General features: G+C 67.1%; 15 protein-coding genes. 1 reads left to right on the top strand and 14 read right to left on the bottom strand.

The features are described from left to right. Positions 1-25: 25 nt before the first annotated feature. The 13 genes from LPB260_RS22880 to LPB260_RS22820 all read right to left on the bottom strand — a co-directional run bounded on the left by LPB260_RS22880 (position 26) and on the right by LPB260_RS22820 (position 15,046). Positions 26-1,960, bottom strand: a complete 1,935-nt coding sequence (locus tag LPB260_RS22880) for a methyl-accepting chemotaxis protein (RefSeq protein ID WP_208708155.1) — start codon at positions 1,958-1,960, stop codon at positions 26-28. A 142-nt stretch (positions 1,961-2,102) separates the two neighbouring features. After that, entirely contained in the window at positions 2,103-3,398 is a 1,296-nt protein-coding gene (locus tag LPB260_RS22875; protein ID WP_208708154.1) for an adenylosuccinate synthase, read from the bottom strand. 54 nt (positions 3,399-3,452) lie between these two features. Beyond that, positions 3,453-4,640 (bottom strand): ATP phosphoribosyltransferase regulatory subunit, encoded by a 1,188-nt coding sequence (locus LPB260_RS22870; RefSeq protein WP_208708153.1) that lies wholly within the window; start codon positions 4,638-4,640, stop codon positions 3,453-3,455. A gap of 37 nt (positions 4,641-4,677) precedes the next feature. Beyond that, positions 4,678-4,863 (bottom strand): DUF2065 family protein, encoded by a 186-nt coding sequence (locus tag LPB260_RS22865; RefSeq protein WP_208708152.1) that lies wholly within the window; start codon positions 4,861-4,863, stop codon positions 4,678-4,680. Positions 4,864-4,970: 107 nt separating this feature from the next. Further along, positions 4,971-5,840, bottom strand: a complete 870-nt coding sequence (hflC, locus tag LPB260_RS22860; RefSeq protein ID WP_208708151.1) for a protease modulator HflC — start codon at positions 5,838-5,840, stop codon at positions 4,971-4,973. Beyond that, complete coding sequence (gene hflK / locus LPB260_RS22855; RefSeq protein WP_208708150.1) at positions 5,840-6,997, bottom strand: FtsH protease activity modulator HflK; 1,158 nt, start codon at positions 6,995-6,997, stop codon at positions 5,840-5,842. Before hflK ends, hflC begins: the two co-directional genes overlap by 1 nt. A gap of 97 nt (positions 6,998-7,094) precedes the next feature. After that, positions 7,095-8,396 carry a ribosome rescue GTPase HflX gene (gene hflX, locus LPB260_RS22850; protein WP_208708149.1) on the bottom strand — a complete coding sequence of 434 codons (1,302 nt, stop codon included), beginning with the start codon at positions 8,394-8,396 and terminating at the stop codon, positions 7,095-7,097. A gap of 13 nt (positions 8,397-8,409) precedes the next feature. Further along, positions 8,410-8,670, bottom strand: coding sequence for an RNA chaperone Hfq (gene hfq, locus LPB260_RS22845; protein WP_208708148.1), 261 nt, complete (start codon positions 8,668-8,670; stop codon positions 8,410-8,412). Between the two features lie 102 nt (positions 8,671-8,772). After that, complete coding sequence (miaA, locus tag LPB260_RS22840) at positions 8,773-9,747, bottom strand: tRNA (adenosine(37)-N6)-dimethylallyltransferase MiaA (protein WP_208708147.1); 975 nt, start codon at positions 9,745-9,747, stop codon at positions 8,773-8,775. 30 nt (positions 9,748-9,777) lie between these two features. Further along, entirely contained in the window at positions 9,778-11,655 is a 1,878-nt protein-coding gene (gene mutL / locus LPB260_RS22835; protein WP_208708146.1) for a DNA mismatch repair endonuclease MutL, read from the bottom strand. After that, entirely contained in the window at positions 11,652-13,082 is a 1,431-nt protein-coding gene (locus LPB260_RS22830; RefSeq protein ID WP_371926122.1) for an N-acetylmuramoyl-L-alanine amidase, read from the bottom strand. The genes mutL and LPB260_RS22830 overlap by 4 nt, the downstream gene beginning before the upstream one ends. A 9-nt stretch (positions 13,083-13,091) precedes the next feature. Beyond that, positions 13,092-13,559, bottom strand: a complete 468-nt coding sequence (gene tsaE / locus LPB260_RS22825) for a tRNA (adenosine(37)-N6)-threonylcarbamoyltransferase complex ATPase subunit type 1 TsaE (protein WP_208708144.1) — start codon at positions 13,557-13,559, stop codon at positions 13,092-13,094. Continuing rightward, positions 13,556-15,046, bottom strand: a complete 1,491-nt coding sequence (locus LPB260_RS22820; protein WP_208708143.1) for an NAD(P)H-hydrate dehydratase — start codon at positions 15,044-15,046, stop codon at positions 13,556-13,558. Before LPB260_RS22820 ends, tsaE begins: the two co-directional genes overlap by 4 nt. Positions 15,047-15,105: 59 nt before the next feature. Here LPB260_RS22820 and queG point away from each other — a divergent pair, with 59 nt between their 5' ends. Then, entirely contained in the window at positions 15,106-16,191 is a 1,086-nt protein-coding gene (queG, locus tag LPB260_RS22815; RefSeq protein ID WP_208708142.1) for a tRNA epoxyqueuosine(34) reductase QueG, read from the top strand. Here the strand turns inward: queG and orn are convergent. Continuing rightward, complete coding sequence (gene orn, locus LPB260_RS22810) at positions 16,188-16,730, bottom strand: oligoribonuclease (RefSeq protein WP_208708141.1); 543 nt, start codon at positions 16,728-16,730, stop codon at positions 16,188-16,190. The two genes, queG and orn, sit on opposite strands and share 4 nt — an antisense overlap. Positions 16,731-16,761: the final 31 nt, after the last annotated feature.

The raw sequence follows: 16,761 nt of genomic DNA, 5'->3' as shown, positions 1-16,761 counted from the left end.
CCAGCGCGGCGCAGTGAACAGCGCGCTACACGCGGAACTGCCCCAGACTGGCCCGCAGCCGCCCGGCCAGACCATCCAGCACTCGCCCGCTCTGCGCGGTCGCGGCCACCGCCTCGGCGGCACGCTGCGCCTCGGCATGAATCACCTCGACTCGCCCGCGCACCGCCTGCGCCCCCTCGGCCTGATGGGCCGCCGCCTGGGTCGCCGCATTGATGGCGCCATGCACCTCCTCCACCGCGGCCTGCACCGCCTGTTGCACGCGGGCACTCTCGCGCAGCGCCAGCAACCCCTTGTCGGCTTGCTGCCCCGCCTGAGCGATCACCCCGACAGCCTCTCGGGCGCCCTCCTGGAGCGCGCCGATATGGGCCTGGATATCCCCGGTCGACTGTTGCGTCTTGCTCGCCAGGGCCCGCACCTCGTCGGCGACCACGGCGAAACCGCGCCCACTCTCCCCGGCGCGCGCCGCCTCGATCGCCGCATTCAGCGCCAGCAAATTGGTCTGCTCGGCAATGCCATGGATCACCGTCAGCACCACCTCGATCTGCTCGCTCTGCCGCGCCAGGCGCTCGATCACCGCCGCGCCGTCACCGACCCGGCTCACCAACTCCTCGATGGAGCCTCCGACCCGGGTAGCGATGGCCGCGTTCTCGTCAGCCGCCTGGCGAATCGCCGCGACGCGCCGCAGCGCCTCCTGCATGGCCTGACTCTCCGCCTGCGCCTCGTCCGCCATCCGCTCCAGGGCCTGCAGGCTGCCGGCCACTTCATCGCGCTGACGCCCGGCAGCCGCCTCCGCCGCAACGCTGCGCGCCGCCAGCCCGGCAATCTCCTTGCTCGTCTGCACCGCCACCTCTCCTGCCTCGCGCACGATCGGCTGCAGCTTGGCGACGAAGCGATTGACCGCCGCCGCCATGTCACCAATCTCGTCACGACTGTCCAGCTCGACCCTCCGGGTCAAATCGCCTTCGCCCGCCGCCCAGTCGTTCAGCACGCCGATCAGGGTGTGCAGCTTGCTGACCACCCGGCGCCCCAGCACCAAGGCCAGCGCCAGAAGAATGCCCAGCCCGACCAGGGCCAACCCGAGACCGATATTCCAGCGCAGTTCGGCGGCGGCCGACTCGATCGCCTGGCGGCTGTTCTGACTCATGCTCTGCGCCACCTGTTGCGCACCGCCCAGGCGCGCCGCGAGGGCAGCGCCACTGTCGGCGGCCGCCTGACTCAGACCAGTAGACACCAGCTGGCCACTGCTGCCGATCAGCGCCGCGAAGCGCTGGTCCAGGGTCGCCAGCTCCTGCTCGACCTCGACGGTCGAGACACCCAGCACCACCTTGCCGATCGCCTCGCCCATGGGGCTGATGGCCGCCTCGGCGACATACACGCCCGCATCGCCGGCGGCGGCATTCAGCAGCTTGTCCAGGGCACCACGCCCTTGCCCCTTGGCGATCAACGCCTTGACCCGCGGGTCCTGCCGATTGACATGCCGGGTCAGGCGCTCGCCCTGGGCATCGAGATAGACCGCAAACAGCACACCTGGATTGCGATGGGCCATGCGCGACAGCTCGGTCAATGCCGGCACGTCGCCATCCCAGATGGCTTTAGGCGACACCGCAGCCAGCAGCTGCGCCTGGTCATCGGCCGACTGTCTGAGGTTACGCCCCAGAGCCTCGCGCACCTGATCCTGCTCGGCACTCAGGCGCTGCTTCAGGCCATCGGTGAGGCTGCCTTGCATGCGCACGGACAGCCCCTGCAGACCGCCCTGCACCTCCCGTCCAGCCGCTTCGAGGTCGGCCGACAGACGCTGGGTATCGGACCCCAGCCGCCCCCCAAGATCATCCACCAGCGCCCCTACGGTCGATCGCGTCAGCAGCACCGCAAGTACGACCTGCGCCAACAAGGCGACACCCAAGGCCAGGAACACCGGACGCAGCAGGCGGCTGCGCAGCAACAAGACGATGGCAGACACGGACAGGGCTCCTTCTCAGACCGTACAGACTGTAACGGCGACTTACGGGAATAATTGAATCCGGACAGCCGCGCAGCATATCGGCTCGCGGAAACGACAAAGGGCCGCACGAGGCGACCCTTTCCAGACAGCGTGCGCGCTATCAGGCGAATGGATGACGCAGCACGATGGTCTCGTTGCGGTCCGGCCCGGTGGAGATGATATCGATCGGCGCACCGACCAGCTCCTCGACACGCTTGATGTAAGCGCGCGCATTGGCCGGCAGCTCATCCAGGCTCTTGGCGCCGAGGGTCGACTCGCTCCAGCCCGGCACCTCCTCGTACACCGGCTGCAGACCGAGGTAGCTGTCGGCATCGGTCGGCGCATCGACCAGCACCTGGCCCTCGGCATCCTTATAGCCGGTGCAGATGCGGATGGTCTCCAGGCCGTCGAGCACGTCCAGCTTGGTCAGGCACAGACCGGAGATGCTGTTGATCTCGATTGCCCGACGCAGGATCACCGCGTCGAACCAACCGCAGCGACGGGCGCGACCAGTGGTGGCGCCGAACTCGTGACCACGCTTGGCGAGGAAGGCGCCGACGTCGTCGAACAGCTCGGTGGGGAACGGACCCGAACCGACCCGAGTGGTGTAGGCCTTGGTGATGCCGAGGATGTAATCCAGGTACATCGGGCCGAACCCGGAACCGGTGGCGATGCCACCAGCGGTGGTATTCGAGCTGGTCACGTAGGGATAGGTGCCGTGGTCGATATCCAGCAGCGAGCCCTGGGCACCCTCGAACATGATGTCCTTGTCCGCACGGCGCAGCTCATGCAGCACCGCAGTGACATCGGCCATCATCGGCTTGAGCAGCTCGGCGTATTCCATGCACTCGTCCAGAGTCTTCTGGAAGTCGATGGCCGGCTCCTTGTAGAAGTTCTGCAGGACGAAGTTGTGGTAATCCAGCAGCTCGCCGAGCTTGGCGGCGAAACGCTCGCGATGGAACAGGTCGCCGACACGCAGACCGCGACGCGCCACCTTGTCCTCGTAGGCCGGGCCGATACCGCGGCCGGTGGTGCCGATCTTGGCGTCGCCACGGGCCTTCTCGCGCGCCTGGTCGAGGGCCACGTGATAGGACAGGATCAGCGGGCAGGACGGGCTGATACGCAGACGCTCGCGCACCGGCACACCCTTCTCTTCCAGCTTGGTGATTTCGCGCATCAGCGCATCGGGCGCGACCACCACGCCGTTGCCGATCAGGCACTCGACGCCCTCACGCAGGATCCCCGAGGGGATCAGGTGCAGCACGGTCTTCTCCCCGTTGATCACCAGGGTATGGCCGGCATTGTGCCCGCCCTGATAACGCACCACCGCGGCGGCCTGCTCGGTCAGCAGGTCGACGATCTTGCCCTTGCCCTCATCGCCCCACTGGGTGCCCAGGACTACGACATTCTTACCCATAACACTTGTCCTCTTCGCGCAAGCTTGATGCCGACCGCAGCCGGCGGAAACGATTCAGGGCGCCAGCGGCGCCACCTGCCAACGGCCATCGCGCAGCAGCAACTGGCGATCGCAGCCAGCCTCATGCGCATCGCTCAATTCCTGGCCAGGCAAGGCCTGCACCACGCGCGAACCCTCGCCGCGCAGTCGCTGCACCGCCTGCCACAGAAATACATCATGGTTGTCCGGCGCCCAGATACCGGCCGGCTGCTCGCCGAGCGGCATCTGCCCCAAGCTGACCAGGGTCTTCAGGTCGGTGGAGAAACCGGTCGCCGGGCGCGCGCGACCGAAGTCGGCGCCGATATCGTCATACCGGCCGCCCTGGGCGATCGACTGACCGACGCCGGGGACGAACGCGGCGAACACCACGCCGGTGTGATAGTGATAGCCGCGCAGCTCGCCCAGGTCGAAGTACAGCGGCAATTCCGGATAGCGCAAGCTCAGCGCATCGGCGATCGCCAGCAGCTCGTCCAGCGCGGCATGCACCTCGTCCGGAGCCTCGACCAGACAGGCCTGCGCCAGGTCCAGCACTTCGCGGCCACCACACAGCTCGGCCAGGGCGCGCAGCATCTTGGCCATAGGCGCCGGCAGCGACTCGGTCAGCGCGGCGATTTCATCCACGGCCTTGCGCTGCAGCGCATCGAACAGCTGCTGCTCGATCTCGCCGGACAACCCGGCGGCGCGCGCCAGGCCGCGATAGATGCCGACATGGCCGAGGTCCATGTGCACGTCCGGCACCACGGCCAGCTCGAGGGTGTCCACCAGCAGGCTGATGACCTCGACGTCGCTGGCCGGGCTGGCGTCGCCGTACAGCTCGGCGCCGAGCTGGATCGGGCTGCGCGAAGTGGTCAGCGCACGCGGCTGGGCATGCAGCACACTGCCGGCGTAGCACAGACGACTCGGCCCCTCGCGACGCAGGGTATGGGCGTCGATGCGCGCCACCTGCGGCGTGATGTCGGCGCGAAAGCCCATCTGCCGCCCCGACAGCGGGTCGGTCACCTTGAAGGTGCGCAGGTCCAGGTCCTGGCCGGCGCCGGTAAGCAGCGACTCCAGGTACTCGATATGCGGCGTCACCACGAATTCATAGCCCCAGCGCTGGAACAGATCCAGCACCTGACGGCGCGCGACTTCGATGCGCGCCGCTTCCGGCGGCAGTACTTCTTCGATGCCATCTGGCAGTAGCCAGCGGTCTACCGTTGCCATTTCGCCATTCCCCTCTCGATCCGGGCGGCACAAGCCATCAGTGAAGCAAATAAAGGAGAGCCGTTCCCAGCAGCATGCTGGCCAGCCCCATCAGACGCAGTCGTCGATCCGACAGCCGTATCAGCTGCGCGACCGCTCCACGCCATTGGCGCGGATAGAGGAAGGGCAGGATGCCTTCCAGCACCAGCACGAGACAAATCGCGATGCCCAGTTCCTGCCACATGATTCCCACAGACGCAAAAAAGCCGGGATTTTCCCGGCTGCCGCATCATATCACGTTTTGCGCGATGGTCACCCCGACGACCGCCTGGCGGCCGTCGGGGGTCGGCCTCAGGGCTTGGACTTCTCCAGGTAACGGAAGAAGTCGCTCTTCGGGTCCAGCACCAGCACATCGCTCTTTTCCGCGAAGCTTTCACGGTAGGCCCGCAGACTGCGGTAGAAGGAGTAGAACTCCTGATCCTGACCATAAGCCTCGGCGTAGATGGCCGCTGCCTGGGCATCGCCATCACCGCGCAGCTCTTCCGCCTCGCGATAGGCTTCAGCCAGCAGCACCCGGCGCTGGCGGTCGGCGTCGGCGCGAATACCCTCGGCCAGCTCCTTACCCTTGGCGCGGTGCTCGCGGGCCTCACGCTCACGCTCCGAGCTCATGCGGTCGAACACGCTGCGGTTGACTTCCTTCGGCAGGTCGATGGTCTTGACCCGCACATCGACCACTTCGATACCCAGTTCGTTCTGCGCCGCGCGGTTCAGCGAAGCCGTGACGTCCGCCATCAGCGCATCGCGCTCGCCGGACACCGACTCGTGCAGGGTCCGCTTACCGAACTGGTCCCGCAGCGAAGCCTCCAGACGACGCGCCAGGCGCTCGTCGGCGATCTGCTTCATCCCCGAGGTGGCGGTGTAGTAGGCCTCGGCATCGAGCACCCGCCACTTGGCGAACGCATCGACCATCAGCGCCTTCTTCTCCAGGGTCAGGAAGCGTGAGCTGCTGGAATCGAGCGTCAGCAGGCGGCCATCGAACTTGCGCACCTGATTGACGTACGGAATCTTCACGTGCAGGCCAGGCTTCACATCCGGCTCGACGATCCGACCGAACTGCAACAGCACCGCACGCTCGGTTTGCGCAACGATATAGAAACTGTTCCAGGCGACGATCGCCAGCACGACGCCGACGATCAGGGCGATCAGCGATTTATTGCTCATCAGCGGCTCTCCCTCGTGCGCAGCTCAGGCTGACGCTGACCACTCGTACTCATGCGCGACCCCAGGTCGCCGACACCAGCACCCGAAATGGCGCTCGGCGCCGCACTGCTGCGGCCATCGATCATCTTGTCCAGCGGCAGGTAGAGCAGGTTGCTCTGGCCCTCGCCACCGGTGACCAGGACCTTGCTGGTGTTACCCATCATCTCCTGCATGGTGTCCAGGTACAGACGCTCGCGCGTCACCTCGGGCGCCTTGCGATACTCGGCGACCAGCTTGCTGAAGCGGTCCGCCTCACCCTGGGCGCGGGAGATCACCTCGTCGCGATAACCACTGGCATCCTCGATCATGCGCTGAGCCTGACCGCGCGCCTCGGGAACCACGCCATTGGCATAGGTTTCCGCCAGGTTCTTCTCGCGCTGCTCGTCCTCACGGGCACGGATCACGTCGTCGAACGCTTCCTGCACCTCACGCGGCGCCGCGGCGCTCTGCACGTTGACCTGGGTCACCAGGATGCCGGTGCGATAGGTGTCGAGGAAGCGCTGCAGGCGCTCCTTGACCTCGCTGGCCAGCAACTCACGACCTTCGGTCAGCACCTGGTCCATCTCGGTGGAGCCAACCACATGGCGCACGGCACTGTCGGTCGCATGCTGCAGGCTGATCTCCGGCTGATCGACATTGAGCACGAAGTCCTGCAGGTTGCTGATCTTGTACTGCACGGTCAGCGGCACCTCGATGATGTTCTCGTCCTCGGTGAGCATCTGCCCCTGCTTGCTGTAGGCACGCTCACGGGTGACGTTCTCCTGGAACTTGCGATCGATCGGCGGGAAATAGATGTTCAGGCCCGGACCGACTGTCTCGTAGTACTTGCCGAAGCGCAGCACCACCGCCTGCTCCTGCTCGTCGACCACGTAGATCGCGCTGTACAGCCAGACCAGCGCCAGCAGACCGAGGCCGACGAACAGCAGGCCGAAGCCGCCACTCTTGCCGGAGCCATCACCGCTGCCACGTTGCTTACCGCCACCGAACAAGCCGTTCAGGCTCTCCTGCAGCTTGCGGAAGGCCTCATCGAGATCCGGCGGCCCCTTGCGGTCGCCACCACGGCGTCCACCCCAAGGATCCTGATTGTTCGAGTTGCCACCCGGCTCATTCCAAGCCATAGCGCTCTCCATACTGATAAAGCAAAGACGCACCCACGGCGCGTCGGCCAATGCTACCGAATGCCCACCATCAGCGGCAAAGCCGCTGGTGCAGGCTTTATTGCAAAGTGTGTTGCTCGAGAAAGTCCTGCGGCTGCAGGCCCTCCCGACTGACCAGTCGATTCAGCTCGACGCGCGGCAGTCGCACCGCCAGCAAGCTGCTGCCATCCTCGGCATGTCCCTCGCTCTGCACCGCCCCCAACGCGAAGAACTGGGCGCGCAGGCGGCCCAGACGCTGGGGCAGGCACAATGTGCCGACGAACAGATCATTGCCCAACAGCTCGGCAATCGCCTGCTCCAGCAACGGCAGGCCCCGCCCGTCGCGAGCCGACAGCCAGACCCGCTGCGGCCGCCCATCGGCATCACGCTGGATCTGCGGCTCGACGCCTTCGAGCAGATCCAATTTGTTATACACCTCAAGCATAGGCAGTTCCTGGGCGCCAATCTCGCCCAGCACCGCGACCACCTGCTCGATCTGCGCCATGCGCTCAGGCTCATGGGCATCGATCACATGTAACAGCAGGTCGGAATTGCTCGACTCCTCCAGGGTTGCGCGAAACGCCTCGACCAGTTTGTGCGGCAGATGGCGAATGAAGCCCACCGTGTCGGCCAGGACGATCGGGCCGAGGTCATCCAGCTCCAGACGGCGCAAGGTCGGATCGAGGGTGGCGAACAACTGGTCGGCGGCGTAGACCTCCGAGGTCGTCAGGGCATTGAACAGGGTCGACTTGCCGGCGTTGGTATAACCAACCAGCGACACCGAGGGAATGTCCGCCCGCTTGCGCCCACGCCGGGCTTGCTCACGCTGGCTGCGTACCTTCTCCAGCTTCTGCTTGATCTGGCGAATACGCACCCGCAACAGACGCCGGTCGGTCTCCAGCTGGGTTTCACCCGGACCACGCAGACCGATACCGCCCTTCTGCCGCTCCAGGTGCGTCCAGCCGCGCACCAGGCGCGTACTCATGTGATCCAGCTGGGCCAGCTCGACCTGCAGCTTGCCCTCATGGGTACGCGCGCGCTGGGCGAAGATATCGAGAATCAACCCGGTACGATCGAGCACCCGACACTCGAAGACGCGCTCGAGGTTGCGTTCCTGACTGGGCGTGAGGACGTGATTGAAGATCACCAGATCGGCTTCGGCAGCCTTGACCAGGTCGCGCAACTCTTCGACCTTGCCGCTGCCGATCAGGTACTTGGCGGTCAGCCTGTTGCTCGGGACGCTAAGAAAAGCCACCGCATCAGCGCCGGCCGAGAGGGCCAGCTCCTGAAACTCTTGCGGATCTTCGCGCGCCTCGGAGTCTTGGCCTTCCAGATGAACCAGGATGGCCCGTTCACCACCTTCATGGCGCTCGAAGAACAATGCAGCCCCCTAATCAGGCGTTGCCAGGCTCGGCTTCAACCTGCTCGGACTCTGAAGCACTCGGCAGACGTACCGGGCGGCTCGGCACCACGGTGGAAATGGCATGTTTGTAGACCATCTGGCTGACAGTGTTCTTCAGCAGAATCACAAACTGGTCGAAGGACTCGATCTGACCCTGCAGCTTGATGCCGTTGACCAGGTAGATGGAAACCGGGACGCGTTCCTTACGCAGGGTATTGAGGTAAGGGTCTTGTAGCGAATGCCCTTTTGACATGTGCCGCACTCCTATAAAGGTCAAAAAACAATAATTTTTAATAAACCAACGAACGGCTTCAAGCAGTCTACCCCCCAAGGATAGACCGCCCATGGCAAGGTCTCAGGCCAATATGGAGACCGATGCCAGGTATTTCAAGGCGCGCGGCAGATTGTCGCAAGCCAGGCTGTCCAGCCAGTGCACGTCATCCCAGCCGCGCAGCCAGGTGAACTGCCGCTTGGCCAGCTGGCGCGTGGCGATGATGCCGCGCTCGCGCATCTGCGCCTCACTCAGGTTGCCATCCAGATATTCCCAGACCTGGCGATAACCCACCGCCCGTATAGACGGCAACCCGGCGTGCAAGTCACTTCGCCGACGCAGGCCTTCGACCTCTGCGACGAAGCCGTGTTCCAACATCGACTGAAAACGTTGCGCGATCCGCGCGTGCAGCACCTGTCGCTCTGCCGGCGCGATGGCCAACTGCGCCACAGTATAGGGGAATTGCCCCGCCGCGGGCCCTCCGCCGCCAGGAATTTGCGCCGCCTGACGCCGACGATGGGCGGTCATCGTCAGACCGCTCAGGCGATAGACCTCCAGCGCCCGGGTCAGGCGTTGCGGATCGTTGGGATGGATGCGCGCCGCCGACTCCGGGTCCACGGCCTGCAGCTCCCGATGCAACGCCGCCCACCCCTCGGCCTGGCCGCGCGCCTCCAGCTCGGCGCGCAGCTGCGGATCGGCACTGGGCATATCGGCCAGGCCTTCGAGCAGTGTCTTGTAGTACATCATGGTGCCGCCGACCAGCAGGGGAATGCGCCCCTGCGCGGTGATCTGCGCCATCGCCGCCAGGGCGTCGTCGCGGAACTCCGCCGCCGAGTAGCTTTCGGCCGGGTCGCGGATATCGATCAGACGGTGGGGGAATTCGGCCAGCACGGCCTTGTCTGGCTTGGCGGTACCGATGTCCATGCCGCGATAGATCAACGCCGAGTCGACGCTGATCAGCTCGCAGGGCAACACCCGCGCCAGCTCCAGGGCCAGGTCGGTCTTGCCGGCCGCGGTCGGCCCCATCAGGAATATCGCCGGCGGCAGGCGCTCAGACATGGTCAACCCTTTTCAGTGTGGCGCGGCCACCTAGCGACCACGCAGGAACAGCTTGTCGAGTTCGTCCATGCCCAGCTGCGTCCAGGTCGGCCGGCCGTGATTGCACTGGCCGCTGCGCTCGGTGTGCTCCATGTCGCGCAGCAACGCATTCATCTCCGGCAGGCTCAGACGGCGGTTGGCACGCACCGCACCATGGCAGGCCATGGTGCCGAGCAACTCGTTGAGATGCGCCTGAATCCGGTCGCTGCTGCCGTATTCGAGCAGGTCGGCCAGCACGTCGCGGACCAGCTGGGTCGCCTCGGCCTGTTTGAGCAACGCGGGGATCTGCCGGATCGCCAGACTCTCCGGGCCGAGGCGCTGCAGCTCGAAGCCCAGGCGCTGGAACCAGGCCGCGTGCTCCTCGGCGCAGTCGGCCTCGCGCTGACTGACGGCCAGCGACTCGGGCACCAGCAGCGGCTGGCTGCGCAAGCCCTCGCTGGCCATGGCGATCTTGAGCCGCTCGTAGGTGATGCGCTCATGGGCCGCATGCATGTCGACCAGCACCAGGCCCTGGACGTTCTCGGCGAGGATGTACACGCCCTTGAGCTGGGCAATCGCATAACCGAGCGGCGGCACCTCGCCCTGACTCTCGGGCAGTCCGGCAGGCGCCGAAGCCGACGGCAGTGGCGCGAAATACTCGCGATAGGCGCCGCGCGCCTCGGCCGCCGGCAATGCCGGCTCGGACCGCGGCGCCTGGTAGCCGGCGCCCGCCGATTGCCACACGGAAGCCCCCTGCGGACGCTCCAGCGTGCTGGCGGCCAAGCCGATCTCCCCCTGGGGGCCGAACTCGCCCGCCGCCTGGCCGCTCGGGCGTACCACGGCGTCGACCGCCGCCGGCGCCGCCAGCTGATCCTCGGGCCTCACCTCGCCCAGCGAGCGATGCAGGGTGCCGTAGAGGAAATCGTGAACCATGCGGCTGTCGCGAAACCGCACCTCGTGCTTGGTCGGGTGCACGTTGACGTCGACCACCGCCGGGTCGATGTCCAGGAACAGCACGAAGGTCGGGTGCCGACCATTGAACAGCACGTCGCGATAGGCCTGACGCACCGCGTGGGCGACCAGTTTGTCGCGGATCATCCGCCCATTGACATAGAAATACTGCAGGTCGGCCTGGCTGCGCGAGAAGGTCGGCAGCCCGACCCAGCCCCACAGGTGCAGGCCGTTGCGTTCGATCTCGATCGGCAGCGCCTGCTCGAGAAAGGCCGGCCCGCAGACGGCGGCGACCCGGCGCGCGCGACCCACTTCGTCATTGGCCTCATGCAGCGCCAGCACCGCCTTGCCGTTGTGACGCAGATGGAAGGCCACGTCGAAGCGCGCCAGGGCCAGGCGTTTGATGACCTCCTGCAGGTGTTCGAACTCGGTCTTCTCGGTGCGCAGGAACTTGCGCCGCGCCGGGGTATTGAAGAACAGGTCGCGCACCTCCACCGTGGTGCCGACCGGATGCGCCGCCGGCTGCACCCGCGGCTGCATGTCGCGCCCCTCGGTCTCCACCTGCCAGGCCTGCTCGGCGCCTGCGGTGCGCGAGGTCAGGGTCAGGCGGGCGACCGAGCTGATCGAGGCCAGGGCCTCGCCACGAAAGCCCAGGCTCATGACCTGCTCGAGATCGTCCAGCTCGCGAATCTTGCTGGTGGCGTGGCGCGCCAGCGCCAGGGGCAGGTCGTCCGGGGCGATGCCGCTGCCATCGTCGCGCACGCGCAGCAGCTTGATGCCGCCCTGCTCGACGTCCACCTCGATGCGCCGGGCGCCGGAGTCCAGGCTGTTCTCCAGCAACTCCTTGATCACCGAGGCCGGCCGCTCGACCACCTCGCCGGCGGCGATCTGGTTGGCCAGCCGCGGACTGAGCAGCTGGATGCGCGCCGCGCCACTCATGGCTGGGCCGCCAGCGCGGTGGCCGGAATCTGCAGGGTCTGCCCGGCCTGGATCAGGTCGGAACGCAGGGCATTGGCACTGCGCAGGGCGGCCAGGCTGATCTGGTAGCGCTGGGCGATCAGGGCCAGGCTCTCGCCGGAGCTGACCACGTGCTCGCGCGGCCCCTGGGCGATCTTGCCGTTGTCACGCAGCCAAGCGATGTAGGTGCCCGGCGGCGGATTCTGCTGGAAGAACTGCCGCACCCCGGTGAGGATCGAGCGCGACATAGCCTGCTGATAGCTCGAGGTGGCCAGCTTGCGTGCCTCGCCGGGATTGGAGATGAAGCCCGTCTCAACCAGGATCGACGGAATATCCGGCGACTTCAGCACCATGAAGCCGGCCTGTTCGACCCGACGCTTGTGCAGATGGGTGATCTGCCCCATGTTGCTCAGCACCTTCTGCCCGACGTTCAGACTCGAAGACAGCGAGGCGGTCATCGACAAATCCAGCAGCACGCTGGCGAGCATCTTGTCCTTGTCGTCGAGGCTGACGTTGCCGGCACCGCCGATCAGGTCCGACTGGTTCTCCGAGTCGGCCAGCCAACGCGCCGTCTCCGAAGTAGCGCCGCGGTCCGAAAGGGCATACACCGACGCGCCCGAAGCCGAGGCCCGCGGAGCCGCATCGGCATGGATGGAGACGAACAGGTCGGCGCCCTTCTTGCGGGCGATCTCGGTGCGCCGGCGCAGGGGGATGAAGTAGTCGCCGGTGCGCACCAGCTCGGCGCGGAACCCCTTCTCGGCATTGATCTGCCGTTGCAGTTCCTTGGCGATGGCCAGGGTTACATGCTTCTCGTACTGGCCCTTGACCGGCGACAAGGCGCCCGGATCTTCACCACCGTGGCCGGCGTCGATGGCGATGACAATGTCGCGCTTTCCCCCGGGCACCGGGGTGGGCTTAGGCGGCGCCTGGGTCGGCGTGACCGGCACCGGCGCGCTGCTGGCGGTCGCAGTCGAGGGCAGGCTGGGCGCTGCGCCGGATTCCTGGTCGTACAGGTCGACGACCAGGCGATGGCCGTATTGCTGGTTCGGCGCCAGGGTGAAGCTCTTCGGCGTGACCGGCGCCGCCAGGTCGATCACCACGCGCAGGTCATCGGCGGTGCGCTGGGCCGAGCGCACGCCGGTGATCGGCGTATTGCTCAGGGCCAGCTGGTCGAACTGGGTGGCCAGTTTGGCACCGCTGACATCGATGACGATGCGCTCCGGGGCGCTGAGGGTGAATACGCTGTGCTGCACCGGCCCGGACAGGTCGAAGACCAGGCGGGTGTTATCCGGGGCCCGCCACAGCCGGACGCTGCGTACATCCGAAGCGGCAAAAACCTCGGCGGCGAACGCCGCCATTACCACCCCTACCGCGATGAAACGCGCGCCTATGCGCATAGCCAACCCCATACGTTCTAATCATGCTCCGATGGCCAGGGCGGCACACCAGGCTTCGCCGCGCGCGCTGTGCGCCTGCAGGCGCAGCGAACGGCCGGCCGCTTGCGGGCTAATGGTAATGTCCAGGTCGGCCTTTGGCAAAATGCCCGCACCACGCTGCGGCCACTCCACCAGACACAAAGCATCCCCGGCGAAGTAGTCGCGGATGCCGAGAAACTCCAGTTCTTCCGGATCGACCAGGCGATACAGGTCGAAGTGATAGGCCCGCGCCCCATCGATTTCATAGGGTTCGACCAGGGTGAAGGTCGGGCTTTTCACCGCGCCGACATGGCCCAGGCCGCGGATGATGCCGCGCGCCAGGGTGGTCTTGCCGGCACCCAGGTCGCCGTGCAGGTAGATCACACCCACCCCCTTGCTGGCCTGGGCGATGGCCGCCCCCAGGGCGTACATGGCCGGTTCATCGGCGGCGTAGCGTTGTATTTCGGTCACGCGCACTGCTCCTGCATCAACTGACGAATGGCGTCGCACAAATCGCTCGCCGCCAACCCACACCCCTTATCGGCCAGCATTTCGCCGGCCCGCGCATGCAGCCAGACCGCCAGGCTGGCCGCCGCCAGCGGCGCCAGCCCCTGCCCCAACAGGGCGCCGATCAGCCCGGCGAGCACATCGCCCAGGCCGGCCCCGGCCATCGCCGGATGGCCGCGATCGCACAGCAGCAGGCTGCCGTCCGGGTCGGCGACCAGGGTGCCAGCGCCCTTCAAGACGCACACCGCCCGGTAACGTCGCGCCAGCTGCAGCGCGGCCGCGGGGCGGTCGGCCTGCACCTCGGCGGTGCTGACGCCGAGCAGGCGCGCCGCCTCGCCGGGATGCGGGGTGATCACGCAGCCGCTCGGCAGGCCGACCGCGCCGCTGGCCAGCAGGTTGAGCGCATCGGCATCCCACACCTGGGGCGCCGTCGCGGCGGCGGCGGCCGACAGCAGGCTGCGGCCCCAGGCGCCCTGGCCCAGCCCCGGGCCGACCACCCAGACGCTGGCGGCCGAGCCGAGCGCCAGCAACTGGTTGGCCGAGGCCACCGCCGCACTCATCACCTCGGGCAGACGCGCCTGCGCCGCCGCCAGGTGATCGCCACGGCTGGCCAGGGACACCATCCCGGCGCCGCCGCGCAAGGCGCTCTGCGCCGCCAGCAGGGCCGCCCCGGCATAACCACGCTCACCGCCCACCACCAGCACATGGCCGAGCAGGCCCTTGTGCACCGTGCGCGGCCGCGCCGGCAAGCGCGGCAGATTGCCCGGGGCCAGGCGCTGGGCGACCCTGGCCTGGCTCGCGACCAGCTGCGGGTCGGCCTGCAGGTCGTCATAGGCCAGCTCGCCGACCCAGTCCAGCGCCGCCCCGGTGAACAGGCCGATCTTCAGGCCGATCAGGGTCACCGTCAGCTGGGCGCGCACCGCCACGCCCAGCACCTGGCCGCTGTCGGCGCACAGCCCCGAGGGGATATCCACCGCCAAAACCGGCGCGCCACTGGCATTGAGCTGGCGAATGGCCTGGGCGTAGGGCTCGCGTACCGCGCCGCGCAGACCGGTGCCGAGCAGCGCATCGACCACCACCCCCTCCAGCGCCGCGCACTCGCTCCAGGCCTGCACCGTTACGCCGGCGCCCTGCGCCTCGTCGCGCGCGCGCGCCGCGTCGCCCTGCAGTTGCCCCGGATCGCCGAGCGCCAGCACCCGCACGCGCCAGCCGGCATGCTGGGCCAGGGCGGCGAGCAGATAGCCATCGCCGGCGTTGTTGCCGCGCCCGGCCAACACGGTGACCGCCCCGACGTCCGGCCAGCGACGGCGCAGGGCCCGCCACAGGCCATGGGCGGCGCGACTCATCAGCTCGAAGCCGGAGGTGCCGGCGGCGATCAGCCGGGCGTCGAGCGCGCGCACCTGGGCTGCGCTGTAAAGGGCAAGGGGAAGATTGTCTGGCGAATGCGGCATGCGTCGGCTCCGATGTCTGGCAGAATTATACCCACCTCCACTCAGGTTTCCCGCCCAGCATGTCCGTCTCCAGCGCCGATCTCGCCACCCTCGCCCAGTCGATCAAGGACTGGGGCCGCGAGCTGGGTTTCCAGCAGGTCGGTATCGCCGGCCTGGAACTGGGCGAGCACGAGGCGCACCTGCAGCGCTGGCTGGACGCCGGCTACCAGGGCGAGATGGACTATATGGCCGCCCACGGCAGCAAGCGCTCGCACCCCGAGCAGCTGGTGCCTGGCACCCTGCGGGTGGTGTCGCTGCGCATGGACTACCTGCCCGGCGACACCCGCATGGCCGAGCGCCTGGGCCAGCCGGAAACAGCCTACGTATCGCGCTACGCCCTGGGCCGCGACTACCACAAGCTGATCCGCAAGCGCCTGCAGCAGCTGGCCGAGCGCATCCAGCAGGCGATCGGCCCGTTCGGCTACCGCGCCTTCGTCGACAGCGCCCCGGTGCTGGAGAAGGCTATCGCCGAGCAGGCGGGCCTGGGCTGGATCGGCAAGAACACCCTGGTGCTCAATCGCAAGGCCGGCAGCTACTTCTTCCTCGGCGAGCTGTTCGTCGACATTCCCCTGCCGGTCGATGCGCCCCACGCCAGCGAGCACTGCGGGCGCTGCACGGCTTGCCTGGACATCTGCCCGACCGACGCCTTCGTCAGTCCCTACCAGCTGGATGCGCGGCGCTGCATCTCCTACCTGACCATCGAGCTGAAGGGGCCTATCCCCCTTGATCTGCGCGCGCCGATCGGCAACCGCGTGTTCGGCTGCGACGACTGCCAGATGGTCTGCCCGTGGAATCGCTTCGCCCGCCCCACCGGGCAGGGCGACTTCCAGCCCCGCCACGGCCTGGACAACGCCGGGCTGGCCGAACTGTTCCGCTGGAGCGAGGAAGAATTCCTCAGCCGCACCGAAGGCTCGCCACTGCGCCGCGCCGGCTATGAGCGCTGGCTGCGCAACCTGGCGGTCGGCCTGGGCAACGCGCCCTCGAGCATCCCGGTGCTCGAGGCGCTGGAGGCGCGCCGCGAGCATCCCTCGGCGCTGGTGCGCGAGCATATCGAATGGGCGCTGGCCCGGCACGCCGAGCGCGGCGCACCGGTAAAAGGCGCTTAGGCCTTGAGGAAGTGCTCGCGGTAATACTTGAGCTCGGCGATCGACTCGCGGATGTCGTCCAGCGCCTGATGGCTGGCCTTCTTCTGGAACCCGGCCTTGAGCTGCGGGGCCCAGCGATCGGCGAGGATCTTCAGGGTAGTGACATCCAGGTAGCGGTAGTGGAAATAGGCTTCCAGCTCCGGCATGTAGCGGTAGAGGAAGCGCCGGTCCTGAGCGATGCTGTTGCCGCAGATCGGCGAGCTGCCCTTGGGCACCCACTGCTCGAGGAAGGCCAGGGTCTGCGCCTCGGCCTCGGCCGGGCCGACCTTGCTGTCGCGCACGCGCTGAGTCAGGCCACTCTCGCCATGGGTGCGGGTGTTCCACTCGTCCATGCCGGCGAGCGCCTCATCACTCTGGTGCACCGCGATCACCGGCCCCTCGGCCAACACGTTGAGTTCGCTGTCGGTAACGATGGTGGCCATCTCGATGATGAGGTCTTTCTCCGGATCCAGACCGGTCATTTCCAGGTCGATCCAGATCAGGTTCTGTGGGTTCTGCATGTTGCGCTCCTCGGCTTGGATCGCCAGTTTA

The sequence above is a fragment of the Pseudomonas sp. LPB0260 genome, assembly GCF_013388395.1.
Note: the sequence above shows the minus strand (reverse complement) of the source record. Positions and strands in the feature narration are given on the sequence as shown.